The organism is Sphingomonas sp. 37zxx, from assembly GCF_000786205.1.
In the GTDB taxonomy this organism is placed as follows: Bacteria; Pseudomonadota; Alphaproteobacteria; order Sphingomonadales; family Sphingomonadaceae; genus Sphingomonas.
On the sequence record NZ_JROH01000009.1, the window covers coordinates 1 to 16,357 of the forward strand.

Sequence of the window (16,357 nt, forward strand, 5' to 3'; positions counted from 1 at the left end):
AATATGTCGAGGGGTTATTGGAAGTGCCCAATTGGTCCAATGAGTTAATTAAGTTTAAGATTGCAGCCTATCCTGGTCGGATTTACCTTGGAAAGATAGATCCGACAAAGATAGACGAGATATACTTAGACTTGTTTAAGCTTTACGGCGAGCGCGATGTTTCAACGATGGAGGAAAAGGGTGCAGACTTTATAAGGCGCCTTATAAACAGCCGCTTTAAGCATTTCCTTGACCGTGACTTTTCTGATTTCTGCGACTCTGATGTCGACAGTATATATCGGGAGTTGTTTTACGCTTCTATGGCAAACCCAAGAATACTGGGACACCTTCTTACCAATATCCGAGATACTGCAGTAGCTTATGGCAAGCCGGTTCAGCGCCGAGTTGTGCAGGACGCATCTACTAGATATTACGAAGAAAAGGTTGAACCGTATTTCGGAATTCACAAATTTGCACTTGAAAGCTTTTCAGAGCGGGCCTCGAATTTCAGCCTAAAAGAACTCTTGGAATCGCTAGTAAATCGCGCAGTAGAACTTCGCGATTACAAAGGATCTAAAGTTACCTTGGGAATAAAGGGTCGAACGCCTTCTAGTCACTTTCATGTAGCAACAGCTTTAGAAGCAGCTCTTAGAACTCTAGAGCTAAACTTTTTTGTTACTCTATACTATGAAATGAAGGATAGAGACGGAAATAAGGTTTCTATTTACGCATTGAACCATGGCCTATGTGGTAAATATTCCATCACTTTTGGTAGGCCGGCCGGACATCGCGAATATCGCCTATATTTCGTTGAACGAATATTTGATAACACGCCAATAGTGCGGAGCTTTCTTGAGTCAAATCAGGAAATTCGTTGCGATACATGCGGGGTGATACACGGCTTGGACCGACTCGATGGCCTTATGATGTTTGACATGATGTGCCCTGCATGTAAGCGCGGCACCTGTGAGGTTATAAATTTATCTAAGAAATATGAAATGGTTTTAAAAAGTGTGGATCCTGCTCTTTTGCTTCCGCCAACAGACTTAGGAATGCTTGAGGCTCTTTACACGGAAGGCCGTGAGATGGTTGCCGCAGAAATCGCGGGGGAACTGGATTGCTCCTACCAACTCATTGGCAAGCGCGGTCGTAACTTGGCGGAAAGGGGGCTAGTGCTGAGAGACAAGAACGACGTTCACCGTCGAGTATTTTCGATTACTGATGCTGCAAAGAACGATTATTTTCGATATAATCTTGACCGGTCGTTGAACATTAAAGATCCATAACGGCTATGACGGTTCGTGTATTTACTTTAACTTCTAAGATGACTTTGATAAAATCTACAGTTAATGAAAATCCCGCGACTTCGGCAGTACCCGCACATCACGCGGGTGGCGGTCATACACCGGCCGCGCGACTTCGTCGGCGCGCGATAGCGTCGTCGGGGGCGCGGCGTCGCCCAGCGTGTCGAGCAGCGCGGTGCGGTCGATCACGCGGGCGCCCATCAGGTGGACGACGCCCTCGGGGCTGCGCTGGACCTCACCCTCGACCAGCATCAGCCGCGCGGTCATCACCTCGCGGCGATAGGTTTCGAACAGCCGCGCCCACAAAACGACGTTGGTGACGCCGGTTTCGTCCTCGATCGTGACGAAGATCGCATTGCCCTTGCCGGGGCGCTGGCGGACCAGCACGATGCCCGCGGTGCGAAGCCTGGTCCCGGCCTTGGCCGCGCTGGTCTGCGCGCAGGTGGCGACGCCCTCGGCATCGAGCGCCGCCCGCACGAAGGTCATCGGATGATCCTTCAGCGACAGGCGAAGCGTCTGGTAATCAATCGCGACTTCCTGCGACGCCGCCATGACGGGCAGCGCCATATCGGGTTCGTCCGCGAGCTCGCGCGCGCGCGCGGCGGCGAACAGCGGCAGCTCGCCATTGGGGGTGCGGCGCGCCTCCCACAAGGCCTGCCGCCGCCCCAGCCCCAGCGAGCCGAAGGCATCGGCATCGGCAAGCAGGCGAAGCGCGCGCTGCGGCAGGTCGGCGCGGCGCGCGAGTGCCTCGACGCTGTCGAAGCGGCCGTGCGCGCGGGCGGCGACCAGCGCCTGCGCCCAGGCCTGCCGGAAGCCGTCCATCTGGCGAAAGCCCAGCCGGATCGCGAGCGCGCCCTGCCCCGGCTGTTTGAGCCCGCCTTCGAGATCATTGTCCCAGATGCTGGCGTTGATGTCGATCGGTCGCACCTCGACACCATGTTCGCGCGCGTCGCGCACGAGCTGCGCGGGGGCGTAGAAGCCCATCGGCTGCGAATTGAGCAGCGCGCAGGTGAACACCGCGGGCTGGTGGCATTTGATCCACGACGAGACATAGACCAGCCGCGCGAACGACAGCGCGTGGCTTTCGGGAAAGCCATAGCTGCCAAACCCCTCGATCTGGCGATAGCAACGCTCGGCAAAGGCGCGTTCGTATCCGCGCGCGGTCATGCCATCGACGAGCTTGTCCTTCATCTTGTCGATCCCGCCATGGTTGCGGAAGGTGGCCATCGCGCGGCGCAACTGGTTCGCCTCGCCCGGCGTGAAGCCCGCCGCGACGATCGCCAGCTTCATCGCCTGTTCCTGAAACAGCGGCACACCATACGTCTTGCCGAGCAGGGTGCGAAGCTCGTTCGGGTCGTGCGGCGGCGCGGGCGAGGGATAGTCGACCTTCTCGATCCCGCTGCGGCGGCGAAGATAGGGGTGGACCATGTCGCCCTCGATCGGGCCGGGGCGGACGATCGCGACCTGGACGGTGAGGTCATAGAGCGAGCGCGGTTTCAGGCGCGGGAGCATGTTGATCTGCGCGCGGCTTTCGACCTGGAACACGCCGATGCTGTCGCCCTTGTCGAGCATGGCATAGACTGCGGGGTCGTCGGCCTTGATGTCGACGGTGAGGTCGTGGTCGCCAAGGCCGTGCTCGCGCATCATCGCGAACGCCTTGCGGATGCAGGTGAGCATGCCCAGCGCGAGGACGTCGACCTTCATCAGCCCCAGCGCGTCGATATCGTCCTTGTCCCATTCGATGAAGGTGCGGTCGGCCATCGCGCCATTGTGGATCGGGACGGTCTCGTCGAGCCGGTTCTGGGTGAGGATGAAGCCGCCGACATGCTGCGAGAGATGGCGGGGGAATTCGAGGATCTGATCGACGAGGCTGCGCAGCCGCGCGACATGCGGGTTGGCGGGATCGAAGCCCGATTCGGTGAAGCGGCGCTCCTCCATGCGGCTGGCGAAGCTGCCCCATACGGTGCCGACCAGCCGCGCGGTCGCGTCCTCCGAAAAGCCAAGCACCTTGCCGACTTCGCGGACGGCGCTGCGCGGGCGGTAATGGATGACGGTCGCGGCGATCCCTGCCCGCTCGCGGCCATAGCGGGCATAGATATACTGCATCACCTCCTCGCGGCGTTCATGCTCGAAATCGACGTCGATATCGGGCGGCTCGTGGCGCTCCTCGGACACGAAGCGCGAGAATAGCAAGTCATGCTCGGTCGGATCGACCGAGGTGACGCCGAGCAGGAAACAGACGATCGAATTGGCCGCAGAGCCGCGCCCCTGGCACAGGATCGGCGGATCGCGGGTGCGCGCGAAGCGAACCAGATCGTGGACGGTGAGGAAATAATAGGCGTAGTTCTGGCTGGCGATCAGCGCGAATTCCTCGGCCAGCCGGCGGCGGACATCGGCGGGCAGATCGGGGCCATAGCGCCGGTGCGCCGCCTCGACGACCATATGCTCGAGCCATGCCTGCGGCTGCCAGCCCTCGGGCACCGGCTCGTGCGGATATTCATAGCGCAGATCGTCGAGGGTGAAGGCGATGCGGTTCAGCAGGTTCAGGCTTTCACCCACCGCCTGCGGGCAATCGCGGAACAGCCGCGCCATTTCGGCACCGGGCTTGAGATAGCGTTCGGCATTGGCGGTGAGCTTGCGCCCGGCGGCGGCGATCGTCGTCTTTTGCTCGATACAGGTGAGGACGTCGTGGAGCTGGCGCTGATCGGGGGTGGCATAGAGCGCATCGTTGGTGGCGAGCAGCGGCAGTCCGGTCCGCTCGGCCAAGTCGATGAGCGCGGCAAGGCGGCGGCGATCGCGGCCCGCGCGGTGCATCGTCGCGCCGATCCAGACGCGCCCGGGGGCGGCGGCGTGGAGGGTGGCGAGGATTGCCTCCACGTCATTCCCGCGCAGGCGGGAATCCATAGTCTCAGGCGCTGGTGCGGATGGATTCCCGCCTGCGCGGGAATGACGGAAGGGAACGACGTTGGAGGCTTCGACCGGCGGCTCAGGCCGAACGGGGCCGAGCGGTGGCGTGGCCATCACGATCAGCAGCAGATCCTCGCTATACGCCAGCAGATCCTCGAGCCGCAGCACGCAGCCGCCCTTTTGCGCGCGCAGATTGCCCAATGTCAGCAGCCGGGTCAGCCGGCCCCAGCCGTGGCGCGTCGCGGGATAAGCGAGGATGTCGGGGGTATCATCGGCGAACACCAGCCGCGCGCCGACGACCAGGCGGAAGTCGATCTCGCCCAGCCCCGCCTCGGCAGCCTTGGCGCGCGCCTGTTTGAGCGCGACGTGCGCGCGCACCACCCCCGCCACGCTGTTGCGGTCGGCGATGCCGATCCCCGCCATGCCGAGCGCGAAGGCCTGCGCGACCATGTCCGACGGTGCCGACGCCCCGCGCAGGAACGAATAATTGGTCGCCGCCCCGAGTTCGGCGAACTGCGTCACGCGAACAGGCGTATGATGGGCCGTTCGCTCACGCGAACAGGCCGTGTACGTACCAGCGAGGATCGGCGGCCTCGCGGCCATAGAGGCCGTGGCGGAACACCCAGAAGCGACGGCCGCGCGCGTCTTCGATCCGGTAATAATCGCGCGTCAGCCCGCCATTGTCGGCGCGCCGCCACCATTCGGGGGCGATCCGCTCAGGCCCTTCGAACCGAGTGATATCGTGCAGCGTGCGCCGCCAGCGAAAGCGGTGCGGCGGGCCGTCGGGGACTTCGGCCATCACCTCGATCGGCTGTGGCGGATCGAACAAGTGGAGCGGGCGAAGCGGCGGCTCACCGGGCTCGGGGGTGTCCCAGGCGGCGCGGGTGCCGGTATCGACCGCGGGCAGCGTCAGCACGCCTTGCTCGGGGATATGCGTGTCGCGCGTGGCGAAGCGGCGAATCCGCCCACGCCCCAGCCGCGCGCTCAGGCGATCGACCAAAGCCGCCATCGCCTCCTCACTGATCGTCCCGCCTTCGAGCTGGAGCTGAGTCGGCGCAAGCAGCTCAATCGCGGGAATCGCCAGGCGGATCATGTCGAAGCCGAAGCCGGGGTCAATCGGATCGGCGAGCGAATCGACCCGCTCGCCAAACAGCCGCACCAGCATCGCGGCATCGCGCAGCGGCTGGCCGCTTTCGACCGCGAGATCGAACATCCGCCCATCGCTGCGGAACAGCCGGACAGCAAAGCGGCGACCGCCCATATGGCGCTCCTCAAGCTCGGTCGCAGCCTGTTGCGCCAGATCACCGATCGCCGCCAGCGCATCCTGCGTCCGCGCGATCGGCTCGGCGAAGCGGCGCTCGAACAACATCGCAGGCGGCGGGCGGCGCGGCGAGATTCGGCTGTCGGAAGACCCGAGCACCCGCGCGAGCATGTCGGTGGTATCCTTGCCGAAGCGCGCCGATACCGGGCCAGGCGGGCGCACCGCCAGATCGCCCAGCGTCTTGAGCCCGGCGCGGCGAAGCGCGGTTTCGGTCTCGTCGTCGAGCCGCAGCGCCTCGACCCCCAGCCGGCGAAGCGCCGCGTCTTCGCTGGCGGCGGGCGCGGTCTGGAAGCGGGCGAGCGCCTGCGCGCCCTCGGGACTGGCGGCGAAGGCATGGCGCAGATGCCCGGTCCAGCGCGCCATCCGCGCCTCGACATCGGCGAGCAAGCCGGCCTCGTCGCCGAACAGATGCGCCGCGCCGGTGATGTCGAGCGTCAGCCCATCGGGCGAATCGAGCGCGACCATCGGAGTATAGCGCTCGCACCCATCGGCCAGCCGTTCGAGCCAGCCGATATCGGCGACCGGATCGGCATCGAACACCGCCAATTCGGGCACGCGCGCGCGGGCATCGGCGAGCGACAGCCCGGCGGCAAGCCCCAGCCCCTGCGCGCGTGGATCGACCGCGACAATGCGGATCGCGCCGCGATCCTTTTCGACCAGCGCGAACGGCGCGTCATCAGGCACGTCGCAATCGGGCACCCCCATCCGCACCAGCCGATCGGCCGGCAGGAAGGGAAACCACAGCGCCAGATAGCGCCGGCGCGCGGAAGCTTGTTTGTTCACGATCCCACTCCACTCGCCAAACCCCGCTTTGAGCGCGGCCACGCTGGCGCAACAATTCGACTTCGAGCGCGGGATGCCCCGGCGCATCGGCGGCCAGCGGCACCGATGCCGCCGCGCGCACCGCCCAGCGAGTCTGCGCGGCGCTGGGCGAAGGTTCGGCGGCGATCCGCAGGATGATCGCGGTGACCCCCGATTCCTCCGCCGCCAGCGCAAGCCGCCGGCTTGCCGTGAGATCGAGCCGGCGCGGATCGCGCCACAATTCGATCAGCGCGATCCCGACATCGGGGCAGCGCACGACATCGGCAGCGGCGCGCAGCACCGCGAGCGGATCGGGCAACAGCCCCAGGATCAGCCGATCGGGGTCGATACCGATCTCGACCAACCCAGCGGCATGGAGCTGCCCCCCCTGCCGATCGGCGGTTTCCTCGCGCAGCCACACGATCCCGCCCCCCAGCCGCCGCGCGAGCATCGCCGCGAACCCCGCCGCGCAGCTCGCATCGGCGGCATCGAGCGCGAACACCTCGTGCACCCGCCCGCGCGCCAGCCCGCCGCCCAGCGCCAGGTCGATCGCGGCATGGCCGGTCGCCACGCACGTCGACGCGATCGAGGGCGGTGGCTCGATCGCGGCAATCCTGCGGCGCAGGTCGCTCAAGGCGGACGACTCGGTCATAATTGTTCACTATATGTTCTTATCGCGCCGATCGCCGAGCCGAGTCAATCGAACTTGAGATTCGCCTGTCACGGAGCCTTTGCAAACGGCAGAATATTAGCCTAGACTAACATATCATGCCGAAGGTTATTTTGAACCCTATCGTCCTGCTGATCGGACTGGCTGCGCCGCTGCCAGCGCACGCGCAAACGCTTGCCGAATCCGCGCCCGGCGAGCAGATCGTCGTCACCGGCACCCGCACCCCGCGAACCGTGCGCGATGCGCCGATCCGCACCGACATCATCGGCGAAACCGTGCTCACCTCCGCCGCGCCGCGAAACCTTGCCGATGCGCTCGATTATCTTGCGGGCGCGCGCACCGAGAATAATTGCCAGAATTGCAACACGACTGAAATCCAGCTGCTCGGCCTGCCGGGGGCGTATAACCAGATCCTGCTCGATGGCCTGCCACTCGTGTCGGGAGTCGCGGCGGTTTATGGCGTCGAGCAATTTCCGGCGGTGCTGATCGATCGGATCGAAGTGGTGAAGGGCGGCGGATCGGCGCTGTACGGCCCCGGCGCGCTGGCGGGCGTCGTCAACCTGCTGCCGATCAAGCCGACGCGATCCGAGTTGCGCGGCCAATTTTATTATGCACGGCCGGGGGCGAGCGATGCGCTGTCGGGGTCACTCGTCGGCACGCTCGCGCTGCGACCGGGATCGACCATCACCGCTTATGGCCAGGCCGAGGACAGCCCGGCGGTGGACCTGAATGGCGACGGCTATAGCGAATTGGCGCAGCGCCGTTTGTATACCGCCGGGTTGCGCGCAACCATCGAAAGCGCCGCCGGCAGCATCGTCGCGCTGGATTACCAGTTTACCGACGAAGCACGGCGCGGCGGCAACCTGCTGGATCAGCCAGCGTATCTTGCCAACATCGCCGAGGAGATCGACAGCCGCGCGCACCGCGCCAGCATCAGTGTCACCCAGCCACTGGGCGAGGCCACGCTCACCGGCGTCTATGCGCTGTCGGCGCTCGATCGCGACAGCTTTTATGGCGGGTTGGGCGAGGTCGAGACCGATCCCGCCGCCCCCGGTTTCGACGCCGCCGCGCTGGCCGATGCCGCCGCGATCAGCCGGCGGCAATATGGCACCACCCGCGACACGCTGCATTTCGGCGAGGTGCGCCTCGCCTCGACCCGCGGCGCGCATGATCTGCTCGGCGGGGTGCAATATCGCACCGAAACCGTAGACGACCGCAATGTCGATCTGGACCTCGCGGTGCTGGCCACGCTCAACGCGGGCAGTTTTTCGACACTCGGCGCGTTCGTGCAGGACGAATGGACGCTGACCGAGGGGCTGCGGCTGCTATTGGGGGCGCGGATCGATAAAAGCTCGGTGCTCGACCGGGCGATCGTTTCGCCGCGCATGGGCTTGTGGTGGTCGCCCTCGCCCGAATGGGTGGTGCGCGCCAATTATTCGACCGGCTATCGCGCGCCCGAAATCTTCAGCGAAGACGTCCATGTCGCGACGCTGGGGGCCGATCCGATCCGGGTCCGAAACGCGGCGGGGCTTCGGCCCGAAAAGGCCGGATCGTTCGCAATCGGCTTCGATTGGCGACCGGCCTGGAGCGACGGCGCGCTGACGATCGATGGCCAGGCCTATCGCACCGTCATTCGCGACACGTTTTTCCTGGGCGATATTCGCAGCGGCGAGGATGGGGCGTTGTTTCAGCTGCGCGAAAATGCCGGCGGCAGCAACGTGACCGGTGCCGAGCTGAACTTCAGCTACCGCGCCAGCGAGCGATTGCAATTGATCGCCGGCGGGGCGTGGCTTCGCGCGCGCTATGATACGGGCCAGATCGTGTTCGACGATGGCGCGCGGCAACTGGCCACGCGCGACTATCTGAAAAGCCCGAACTGGAGCGCGGTGGGCCAGGTGATCTGGCGGGTCGACGAGCGGCTCGATGCCTTTGCGGCGCTGCGCTATACCGGGCCGATGGACGTGCTGAACAACCGCATCGGGGCCATTCGCCGCACACCGTCGTTCGTGGTCGCCGATCTCACCGCCACGCGGCATATCCCGCTGAATGCGGCGGGTGACCGCGAGATCGACCTGACCTTCGGGTTGAAGAATGCAACCGATGCGCGGCAACGCGACCTGGAGGTCGGCGCGGCGCGCGACAGCGATTATGTCTATGGTCCGCGCAACCCGCGCACCTTGTTCATGCAGGCACGTGCGCTGTTCTAGGCGCAGCGTGATCGGCGGTGTGCTGGCACTGACGATCGCACCGGCAGGCGCAGCGGCGCAATCAATCGTCGACCCGTTTGCGTTGCGACTGCTGCGCCTGCTGCGCCTGCGCCAGGGGCGGTTCACCCCGGCGCAAGTGTCGGCGGATACCCAGCGGATCGCGCTGTATTTCGGTGCGAGCTGGTGCGGGCCGTGCCGCGCCTTCGTGCCCGCGCTGGTGGCCGCCTATCCGCGCCTGCAACGCCAGCAAACCGAGATCATCTTCGTCAGCGATGACAGCGAATGCCGGGCACAGCGCGACTATGTGCTGCGATCGCGCATGCCCTGGCTGGTAATCGATTGCGCCGATCCGGCGCGGCGGCAGCTTCGCACGCTGGGCGGCGCGGCATTGCCGGGGCTGATCATTGTCGATTGTGCGGGGGCGACGCTGATCAATAGCTGGCGCGGCGGGCGCAGCTATCCCGCCGACGCGCTGGCGCAATTGCTGCGCCTTGGCTGAGCCCGAGGCGTTGGGTCGAGGGCGTTGACCCGGTGCGCGGCAACGGGCATATAGTAACAACTGTTACCAGTTTAGGAGCGATGCCGATCATGGATCATATGGACGTGAACCCGATGGGCCTCGACGGCTTCGAATTTTGCGAATTCACTTCGCCCGACCCCGCGAAGATGGCGGCGCAGCTCGAAGCGATGGGGTTCGTCGCGGCATCGGTGCATCCGACGCGCGACGTCGTTCGCTACAAGCAGGGGCGGATCAACATCCTGCTCAACCGCGAAGCGACCGGCCATGCCGCCGAATTCCGCGCGGCGCACGGCCCATCGGCCAGCGGCATGGCGTTTCGCGTGCAGGACGCCAAGACTGCGTTCGACGCGGCGCTGGAGCGCGGCGCGACCGCAGCCGATGCTGCCGAAGGCGCGCTTGGCGAAGGCTATGCGTTGCAGGGAATCGGCGGGTCGATGCTGTACCTGGTCGACCGCCACGGCGCGCGCGGCAGCCTGTATGACGATTGGACCCCGGTCGAGGGTGCGGCGGAGGCCGAGGTGGCGAACCATGTCGGGCTCGACCTGCTCGATCACCTCACCCACAATGTCCGGCGCGGGCAGATGTGGGTGTGGTCGCAATTCTATGCCGCGATCTTCGGCTTCGAAGAGCAGAAATATTTCGACATCAAGGGCAAGGCGACCGGGTTGTTCAGCCAGGCGATGATCGCCCCCGACAAGGCGATCCGTATCCCGCTGAACGAAAGCCAGGACGACAAAAGCCAGATCGAGGAATATCTGCGCGAATATAATGGCGAAGGCATCCAGCACCTCGCCTTCACCACCGACGACATCTACGCGACGGTGGAAAAGCTTCGCGCGCGCGGCGTGAAGCTGCAGGACACGATCGAGACCTATTACGAACTGATCGACAAGCGCGTGCCGGGGCATGGCGAGGATGTCGAGCGGCTGAAGCGCAACCGCATCCTGATCGACGGCGACACCGGCGACGAGGGCATTTTGTTGCAGATCTTTACCGAGAATATGTTCGGGCCGATCTTCTTCGAAATCATCCAGCGCAAGGGCAATGAAGGCTTTGGCGCGGGGAATTTCCAGGCATTGTATGAATCGATCGAGCTCGACCAGATCCGTCGGGGTGTGGTGACCGTCGACGCCTGATCGACGTGCCAAGCGCAGCTTGGCGCGAGATGCGGCGCGCAGGCGCCGCCGTCGACCGGCCGGCACGGCAGAGCCGGCCCATAGGGCACGGCTTTGCCGGGACCGACGGGCCGGCGGGTGATAGAGAGGCGACCATGACCCATTACCTCCCCGGCTTCGGCAATCATGTCTCGACCGAGGCGATCCCCGGCGCGCTGCCGATCGGGCGCAATTCGCCGCAGCGGTCCGCGTTCGGGCTGTATGCCGAGCAATTATCGGGCACCGCCTTCACCGCGCCGCGCCACGAGAATCGCCGCTCGTGGCTGTACCGGATGCGGCCCACCGCCGAACATCCGCCGTTCGTGCGCTACACCGGCGCGGTCGATTTCGCGCCGGGCACCGCCGACGCCCCGCTTGCGCCCAATCGCCTGCGCTGGGATCCGCTGCCGCTGCCGCTGCCGCAAACCCCGGTCGACCTGATCGACGGCATGACGACGATGATGGCCAGCCGCGATCCCGCCAGCCTGAACGGTGTCGCGCTGCACGTTTATGCCGCCAGCCGCGACATGGATGCGCGGGTATTCATGAACGCCGATGGCGAGATGCTGTTCGTCCCCGAACATGGCCGGCTGACGCTGTTGACCGAACTCGGGCGGATCGACGTCGCGCCGGGACAGATCGCGTTGATCCCGCGCGGGGTGCGATTTCGTGCGCTGCTACCCGATGGCGCGGCGCGCGGCTATGTCTGTGAAAATCACGGCAGCTTCTTTCGCTTGCCCGATCTGGGGCCGATCGGGGCCAATGGCCTGGCCAATCCGCGCGATTTCGAGACGCCGGTCGCCTGGTACGAGGATCGCGACGAGCCGTTCGAGGTGGTGCAGAAATTCATGGGCTCGCTATGGACGACGACGATCGACCATTCGCCGCTCGATGTGGTGGCGTGGCACGGCAATCTTGGCCCCTGGCGCTATGATCTGGCGCGGTTCAACGCGATCAATACCGTCAGCTTCGACCATCCCGATCCGTCGATCTTCACCGTGCTGACCTCGCCCAGCGACGTGGCGGGCCGCGCCAATGCCGATTTCGTGATTTTCCCGCCGCGCTGGATGGTGGCCGAGGACAGCTTTCGCCCGCCCTGGTTCCACCGTAATGTGATGTCAGAGGCGATGGGGCTGATCCAGGGGGCGTATGACGCCAAGGCCGAGGGATTTCAGCCGGGCGGCATTTCGCTGCACAATCTGATGTCAGGCCACGGCCCCGATGTCGCGACGTGGAAGGCCGCGAGCGCTGCCGATCTCAAGCCGCACAAGATCGACGGCACGATGGCGTTCATGCTGGAAAGCTGCTGGCCGTATCGCCCGACACAAACCGCGCTCGATCGCGCGCAGCTTGATTACGACGCGGTGTGGAACGACTTTCCAAAGGCGAAGCTGCCGCAGTGAGCGCCGCCGATACGCGGGTGTTCGCGACCCCGGCGGGGGTGACGCTGGGGGCGCTCGACCTGATCGCCGACGGGGCGGCGCGCAGCTTCGTGGTGCAGATGCGCGCCGGGCGCTTCCATGGCTTTGCGGTGCGGCGTGGGGACAGCGTGGTCGGCTATGTCGATCGCTGCCCGCATATGCAGGTGCCACTGGCGCAAAGCCTCGATGCGTATCTGACCCCCGATGGCGGGTTGATCGCATGCGCGTGGCATGGGGCGTTGTTTCGGATCGACGATGGCGAGTGCGTCGGCGGGCCGTGCGTGGGGGCGCGGCTGGGGGCCTGGCCATTAGTGGTCGAGGCGGGGATGATCGTGACGGGGGCTCCGCCCGAGGCGACTTGATCGGGCATGCCCCCTCCCCATCAATTCACCGCTTCCGCGCGCCCCCCTTGGCACCATAGCCCTCGGCGAACACCGCATCATATACCGCGAAGCGCACATCCTCGCCCGCCAGCTCGATCTGCGGCGGTGGTTCGGCCTTTGCCAGCACGCGATCGTCGGCGCGCGGGCCATTGAGCAGGCCGCGATCGACGATCAGCACCGGCGGCGACAGTGGCGCGGGCGGTGCGGCGCGCGGCAGCATGTCGTCGATCCGCCGGTCGGTAATCCGCACGACGCCGCCCATGTCGGTCAAATCGAACAGCCGCTTGGCAAAGGCAGCGGGGAAGCGGATGCAGCCATGCGATGCGGGATAGCCCGGCAAGTCGCCGGCGTGCAGCGCGATCCCGGTCCAGGTCAGCCGCTGCATGTAGGGCATCGGCGCGTTCGAATAGAGGTTTGAGCGGTGAAACACCTTCTTCTGCAAGATGGTGAACTCACCCACCGGGGTCACCTTGCCACGTTTGCCGGTCGATACGGTCGAAATGCCGATGAGCTGGCCGCTGCGATAGACATAGGCAAGCTGGCTGGGCAGGCTGATGACCACCGCCACGGTGCCGGTGCGCGGCGCAACGTCGCGCCAGACATATTCGCCGGGCCGGAACAGCGCCGCGCGCGATTCGACCGTCGCCTGCGCGCTGGCCGAAGCGGGCAATGCCACCGCGCCGATCAGTGCCAGCCCCATAGCGAGCGGGCCAAGCCAGCCGATGCGCGACGACCCGTGGCGCTTACCCGGCAAGCTGCGCGATGCGCTGGTGAAAGTAACGATTGGGTCGGACCGCATCTGCTATAGCCTTTATATGGCTGGAGTGAACGACACGTCGCACGAATTTAACACATTGTTAACCGGACCGACATCGCGCCGCACGCTTTTGCGTGGCGGAATCGTTGCAGGCACGCTGATCGCGGTGCCGGCTTGTGTGCGCGCGCCGGTGGAAAGCGTCGCGGTTCCCAGGGTCGAGCCCTTGGCGTCGATCACCCCCGCCCCTGCCCCCTTTATCGAGCCGGCGATCAATCCCGCCCGGATTGGCGGCGTGCGGCGCGCGCTGCTCGAAAAGGCGCTGGCGGCCCGCGACACCCATCGCCGCACCATCACCAAACGCGACCGGATCGCGGTGGTCGATTTCGGCGCGGGATCGTCGGCACCGAGAATGCACCTGGTCGACATCGCCAATGGCCGGGTCACCGACCTGCTGGTCGCGCATGGCAGCGGATCGGACCCTGCCCATACCGGCTATCTGCAATATTTCTCGAACGTCGATGGATCGAACGCTTCGTGCGAAGGCGCGTTTGCCACCAGCGATTATTATGTCGGCAAACATGGCCGGTCGCAGCGGCTGCTGGGGCTGGACCCGACCAACAGCAACGCGCTCGCCCGCGCAATCGTGGTGCATGGTGCCTGGTATGCCGAGCCCAACATGCTGGCGACGCATGGTAAATTGGGGCGAAGCCAGGGCTGCTTCGCGGTCGGCGATGCTTTCCTGCAACGCGCATTCGATCATCTGGGCGAAGGCGCGCTGATCTACGCTGCCAAGGCCTGACGGCCCCGCGTTCGGAATAGGGACGGCGCAGTCGAATCGTTCACGCTTGGCCTGCGCCATCGCCGCGCCTAGACCAGCGGCATGAGCCACCGCTTTTATTCGCATCACACCCACGGCTTTATCCGCGTTGCCGCCGCGACCCCCGCCGCGATGGTCGGCGATCCGATGGCGAGCGCCGCCGCAACGATTGCGCTGGCGCAGGAGGCGAATCGCGAGCGGGTCGATCTGGTGGCCTTTCCCGAACTCAACCTCACCAGCTATGCGATCGACGACCTGCATCTGCAGGACGCGATGCTGTCGGCCAGCGAGGCGGCGGTGGCAGCAGTGGTGCAGGCGAGCGCCGAATTGCGCCCGGTGCTGCTGGTTGGCGCGGCGCTTCGTCGCAATGGCCGCATTTATAATTGTGCGGTGGCGATCGCGCGCGGGCGGGTGCTGGGCGTGGTGCCCAAAAGCTTCCTGCCCAATTACCGCGAATATTATGAGAAGCGCTATTTCGCGTCCGGCTTGGGGCTTACGGGGCTGACGATTGCGCTGGGGGGACAGGACGTCCCCTTTGGCACCGACCTGATCTTTGCCGCGAGCGATTTGCCCGATTTCATTTTTCACGCCGAAATCTGCGAGGATTTCTGGTCCCCCACCCCGCCATCGACCGCCGGGGCGCTGGCCGGCGCGCTGATCTGTTGCAACTTGTCGGCATCGAACATCGTCATCGGCAAGGCGCGCGAACGCGCGATGCTGTGCGCGGCGCAAAGCGCGCGGGCGGTGTGTGCCTATGTCTATTCGGCGACCGGACCGGGCGAAAGCACCACCGACGTGGCCTGGGACGGCCAGGGCATGGTGCATGAACTGGGCGAGCAACTGGCGACCTCGGGCCGGTTCGATCTCGCGACCGAATTGGTCGTTGCCGATGTCGATGCCGGGCGCATCCGGCTCGAGCGGATGCGGATGGGCACCTTCAACGATGCCGCCGCCGCCGCCGGCCATCCCGAAACCCGCTTTCGCCGGATATGCTTCGATCACGCCCCCGATTTCGCCGATGCCGGCCTGCGCCGCGCGATCCGGCGCTTTCCGTTCGTGCCCGACACCGCCGAAACGCTCGACGAGGATTGCTACGAAGCCTTCAACATCCAGGTCGAGGGATTGCGCAAGCGCGCGGTCGCTTCGGGCACCAAGCGGCTGGTGATCGGCGTTTCGGGCGGGCTTGATTCGACCCATGCACTGCTGGTCGCGGCCAAAGCGTTCGACCGGCTCGGTCGGCCGCGCACGGACATATTGGGCTTCACCCTGCCCGGTTTTGCAACCGGCGAGGCGACCAAGGCCAGCGCCTGGGCGCTGATGCGCGCGCTGGGCATCACCGGCGACGAAATCGACATCACCCCCGCCGCGCACCAGATGCTGGGCGATATGGGGCACCCCTTTGCCGATGGTCAGCCGCAATATGACGTGACGTTCGAGAATGTGCAGGCCGGGCTTCGCACCGACTATCTCTTTCGCCTCGCCAATCAGCGCGAGGGGATCGTTATCGGCACCGGCGACCTGTCCGAACTTGCGCTTGGCTGGTGTACCTATGGTGTCGGCGACCAGATGAGCCATTATGCGGTCAATGCCGGTGTCCCCAAGACGCTGATCCAGCATCTGATCCGCTGGACCGAACGCACCGGCCAATATGACCAAGCGACCAATCGGGTGTTGACCGACATATTGGCGACCGAGATTTCGCCCGAGCTGGTGCCCGCCGGGGCCGATGGCGCGATCCAGTCGACCCAGGATCGAATCGGGCCATATGAGCTGCACGATTTCTTTCTGCATCACGTCGTTCGGCTGGGCCTTGCGCCGTCAAAGATCGCATTCATGGCGCTGCATGCCTGGCGCGATGTCGATGCGGGATGCTGGCCGCCGCATTTCCCGCCCGACGGGCGCAATGGCTATGATCTGGCGACCATCGCGAAATGGCTCGAATCGTTCCTCGACCGATTTTTTCGTACCAGCCAGTTCAAGCGATCGGCAATCCCCAACGGTCCAAAGGTCGCATCGGCGGGCGCATTATCGCCGCGTGGTGACTGGCGCGCGCCTTCGGACGGCACCGCGACGGTGTGGATCGACGAATTACGCGGCGCGCTGCCATGATCGCCCG

12 protein-coding genes are annotated in these 16,357 nt (G+C 64.9%); 8 read left to right on the forward strand and 4 right to left on the reverse strand.

The window, feature by feature from the left end; all coding sequences use genetic code 11:
- Nucleotides 1-1,265, forward strand: a 1,265-nt coding sequence (locus tag QU44_RS18140; protein WP_231621631.1) for a MarR family transcriptional regulator, incomplete at its 5' end; no start/stop codon positions are given.
- A 60-nt stretch (nucleotides 1,266-1,325) separates the two neighbouring features.
- Here QU44_RS18140 and QU44_RS05535 read toward each other — a convergent pair.
- From QU44_RS05535 to QU44_RS05545, 3 genes are read right to left on the reverse strand one after another with little or no spacing between them, the layout of a single operon-like run.
- A complete protein-coding gene (locus tag QU44_RS05535; protein ID WP_033920778.1) occupies nucleotides 1,326-4,712 on the reverse strand; it encodes an error-prone DNA polymerase in 3,387 nt (1,128 codons plus the stop codon).
- Between the two features lie 28 nt (nucleotides 4,713-4,740).
- Nucleotides 4,741-6,294, reverse strand: coding sequence for a Y-family DNA polymerase (locus QU44_RS05540; RefSeq protein WP_081987875.1), 1,554 nt, complete (start codon nucleotides 6,292-6,294; stop codon nucleotides 4,741-4,743).
- The gene (locus QU44_RS05545; RefSeq protein ID WP_033920780.1) at nucleotides 6,188-6,964 is read right to left on the reverse strand and encodes an ImuA family protein; all 777 of its coding nucleotides are present in this window, start codon (nucleotides 6,962-6,964) and stop codon (nucleotides 6,188-6,190) included. Before QU44_RS05545 ends, QU44_RS05540 begins: the two co-directional genes overlap by 107 nt.
- 131 nt (nucleotides 6,965-7,095) lie before the next feature.
- Here QU44_RS05545 and QU44_RS05550 point away from each other — a divergent pair, with 131 nt between their 5' ends.
- The 5 genes from QU44_RS05550 to QU44_RS05570 all read left to right on the forward strand — a co-directional run bounded on the left by QU44_RS05550 (nucleotide 7,096) and on the right by QU44_RS05570 (nucleotide 12,646).
- Nucleotides 7,096-9,189, forward strand: a complete 2,094-nt coding sequence (locus QU44_RS05550; RefSeq protein ID WP_197054252.1) for a TonB-dependent receptor plug domain-containing protein — start codon at nucleotides 7,096-7,098, stop codon at nucleotides 9,187-9,189.
- On the forward strand, nucleotides 9,176-9,688 hold the full coding sequence (locus tag QU44_RS17385; RefSeq protein ID WP_197054253.1) for a thioredoxin-like domain-containing protein: 513 nt from the start codon (nucleotides 9,176-9,178) through the stop codon (nucleotides 9,686-9,688). Before QU44_RS05550 ends, QU44_RS17385 begins: the two co-directional genes overlap by 14 nt.
- Before the next feature lie 89 nt (nucleotides 9,689-9,777).
- Nucleotides 9,778-10,845: a 4-hydroxyphenylpyruvate dioxygenase gene (gene hppD / locus QU44_RS05560; protein WP_197054254.1), complete on the forward strand. Its 1,068-nt coding sequence runs from the start codon at nucleotides 9,778-9,780 to the stop codon at nucleotides 10,843-10,845.
- A gap of 134 nt (nucleotides 10,846-10,979) precedes the next feature.
- A complete protein-coding gene (gene hmgA / locus QU44_RS05565; protein WP_033920940.1) occupies nucleotides 10,980-12,266 on the forward strand; it encodes a homogentisate 1,2-dioxygenase in 1,287 nt (428 codons plus the stop codon).
- The gene (locus QU44_RS05570; RefSeq protein ID WP_033920785.1) at nucleotides 12,263-12,646 is read left to right on the forward strand and encodes a Rieske (2Fe-2S) protein; all 384 of its coding nucleotides are present in this window, start codon (nucleotides 12,263-12,265) and stop codon (nucleotides 12,644-12,646) included. The genes hmgA and QU44_RS05570 overlap by 4 nt, the downstream gene beginning before the upstream one ends.
- 25 nt (nucleotides 12,647-12,671) lie before the next feature.
- Here QU44_RS05570 and QU44_RS05575 read toward each other — a convergent pair whose 3' ends face one another.
- Nucleotides 12,672-13,466 carry a L,D-transpeptidase family protein gene (locus QU44_RS05575; RefSeq protein WP_231621632.1) on the reverse strand — a complete coding sequence of 265 codons (795 nt, stop codon included), beginning with the start codon at nucleotides 13,464-13,466 and terminating at the stop codon, nucleotides 12,672-12,674.
- Nucleotides 13,467-13,554: 88 nt separating this feature from the next.
- Between QU44_RS05575 and QU44_RS05580 the strand changes: the two genes are divergently transcribed.
- Both QU44_RS05580 and QU44_RS05585 read left to right on the forward strand, forming a co-directional pair.
- Nucleotides 13,555-14,223: a murein L,D-transpeptidase catalytic domain family protein gene (locus QU44_RS05580; RefSeq protein ID WP_231621633.1), complete on the forward strand. Its 669-nt coding sequence runs from the start codon at nucleotides 13,555-13,557 to the stop codon at nucleotides 14,221-14,223.
- Between the two features lie 81 nt (nucleotides 14,224-14,304).
- Nucleotides 14,305-16,350, forward strand: coding sequence for an NAD(+) synthase (locus QU44_RS05585; RefSeq protein WP_033920787.1), 2,046 nt, complete (start codon nucleotides 14,305-14,307; stop codon nucleotides 16,348-16,350).
- The last annotated feature ends 7 nt before the right edge of the window (nucleotides 16,351-16,357 follow it).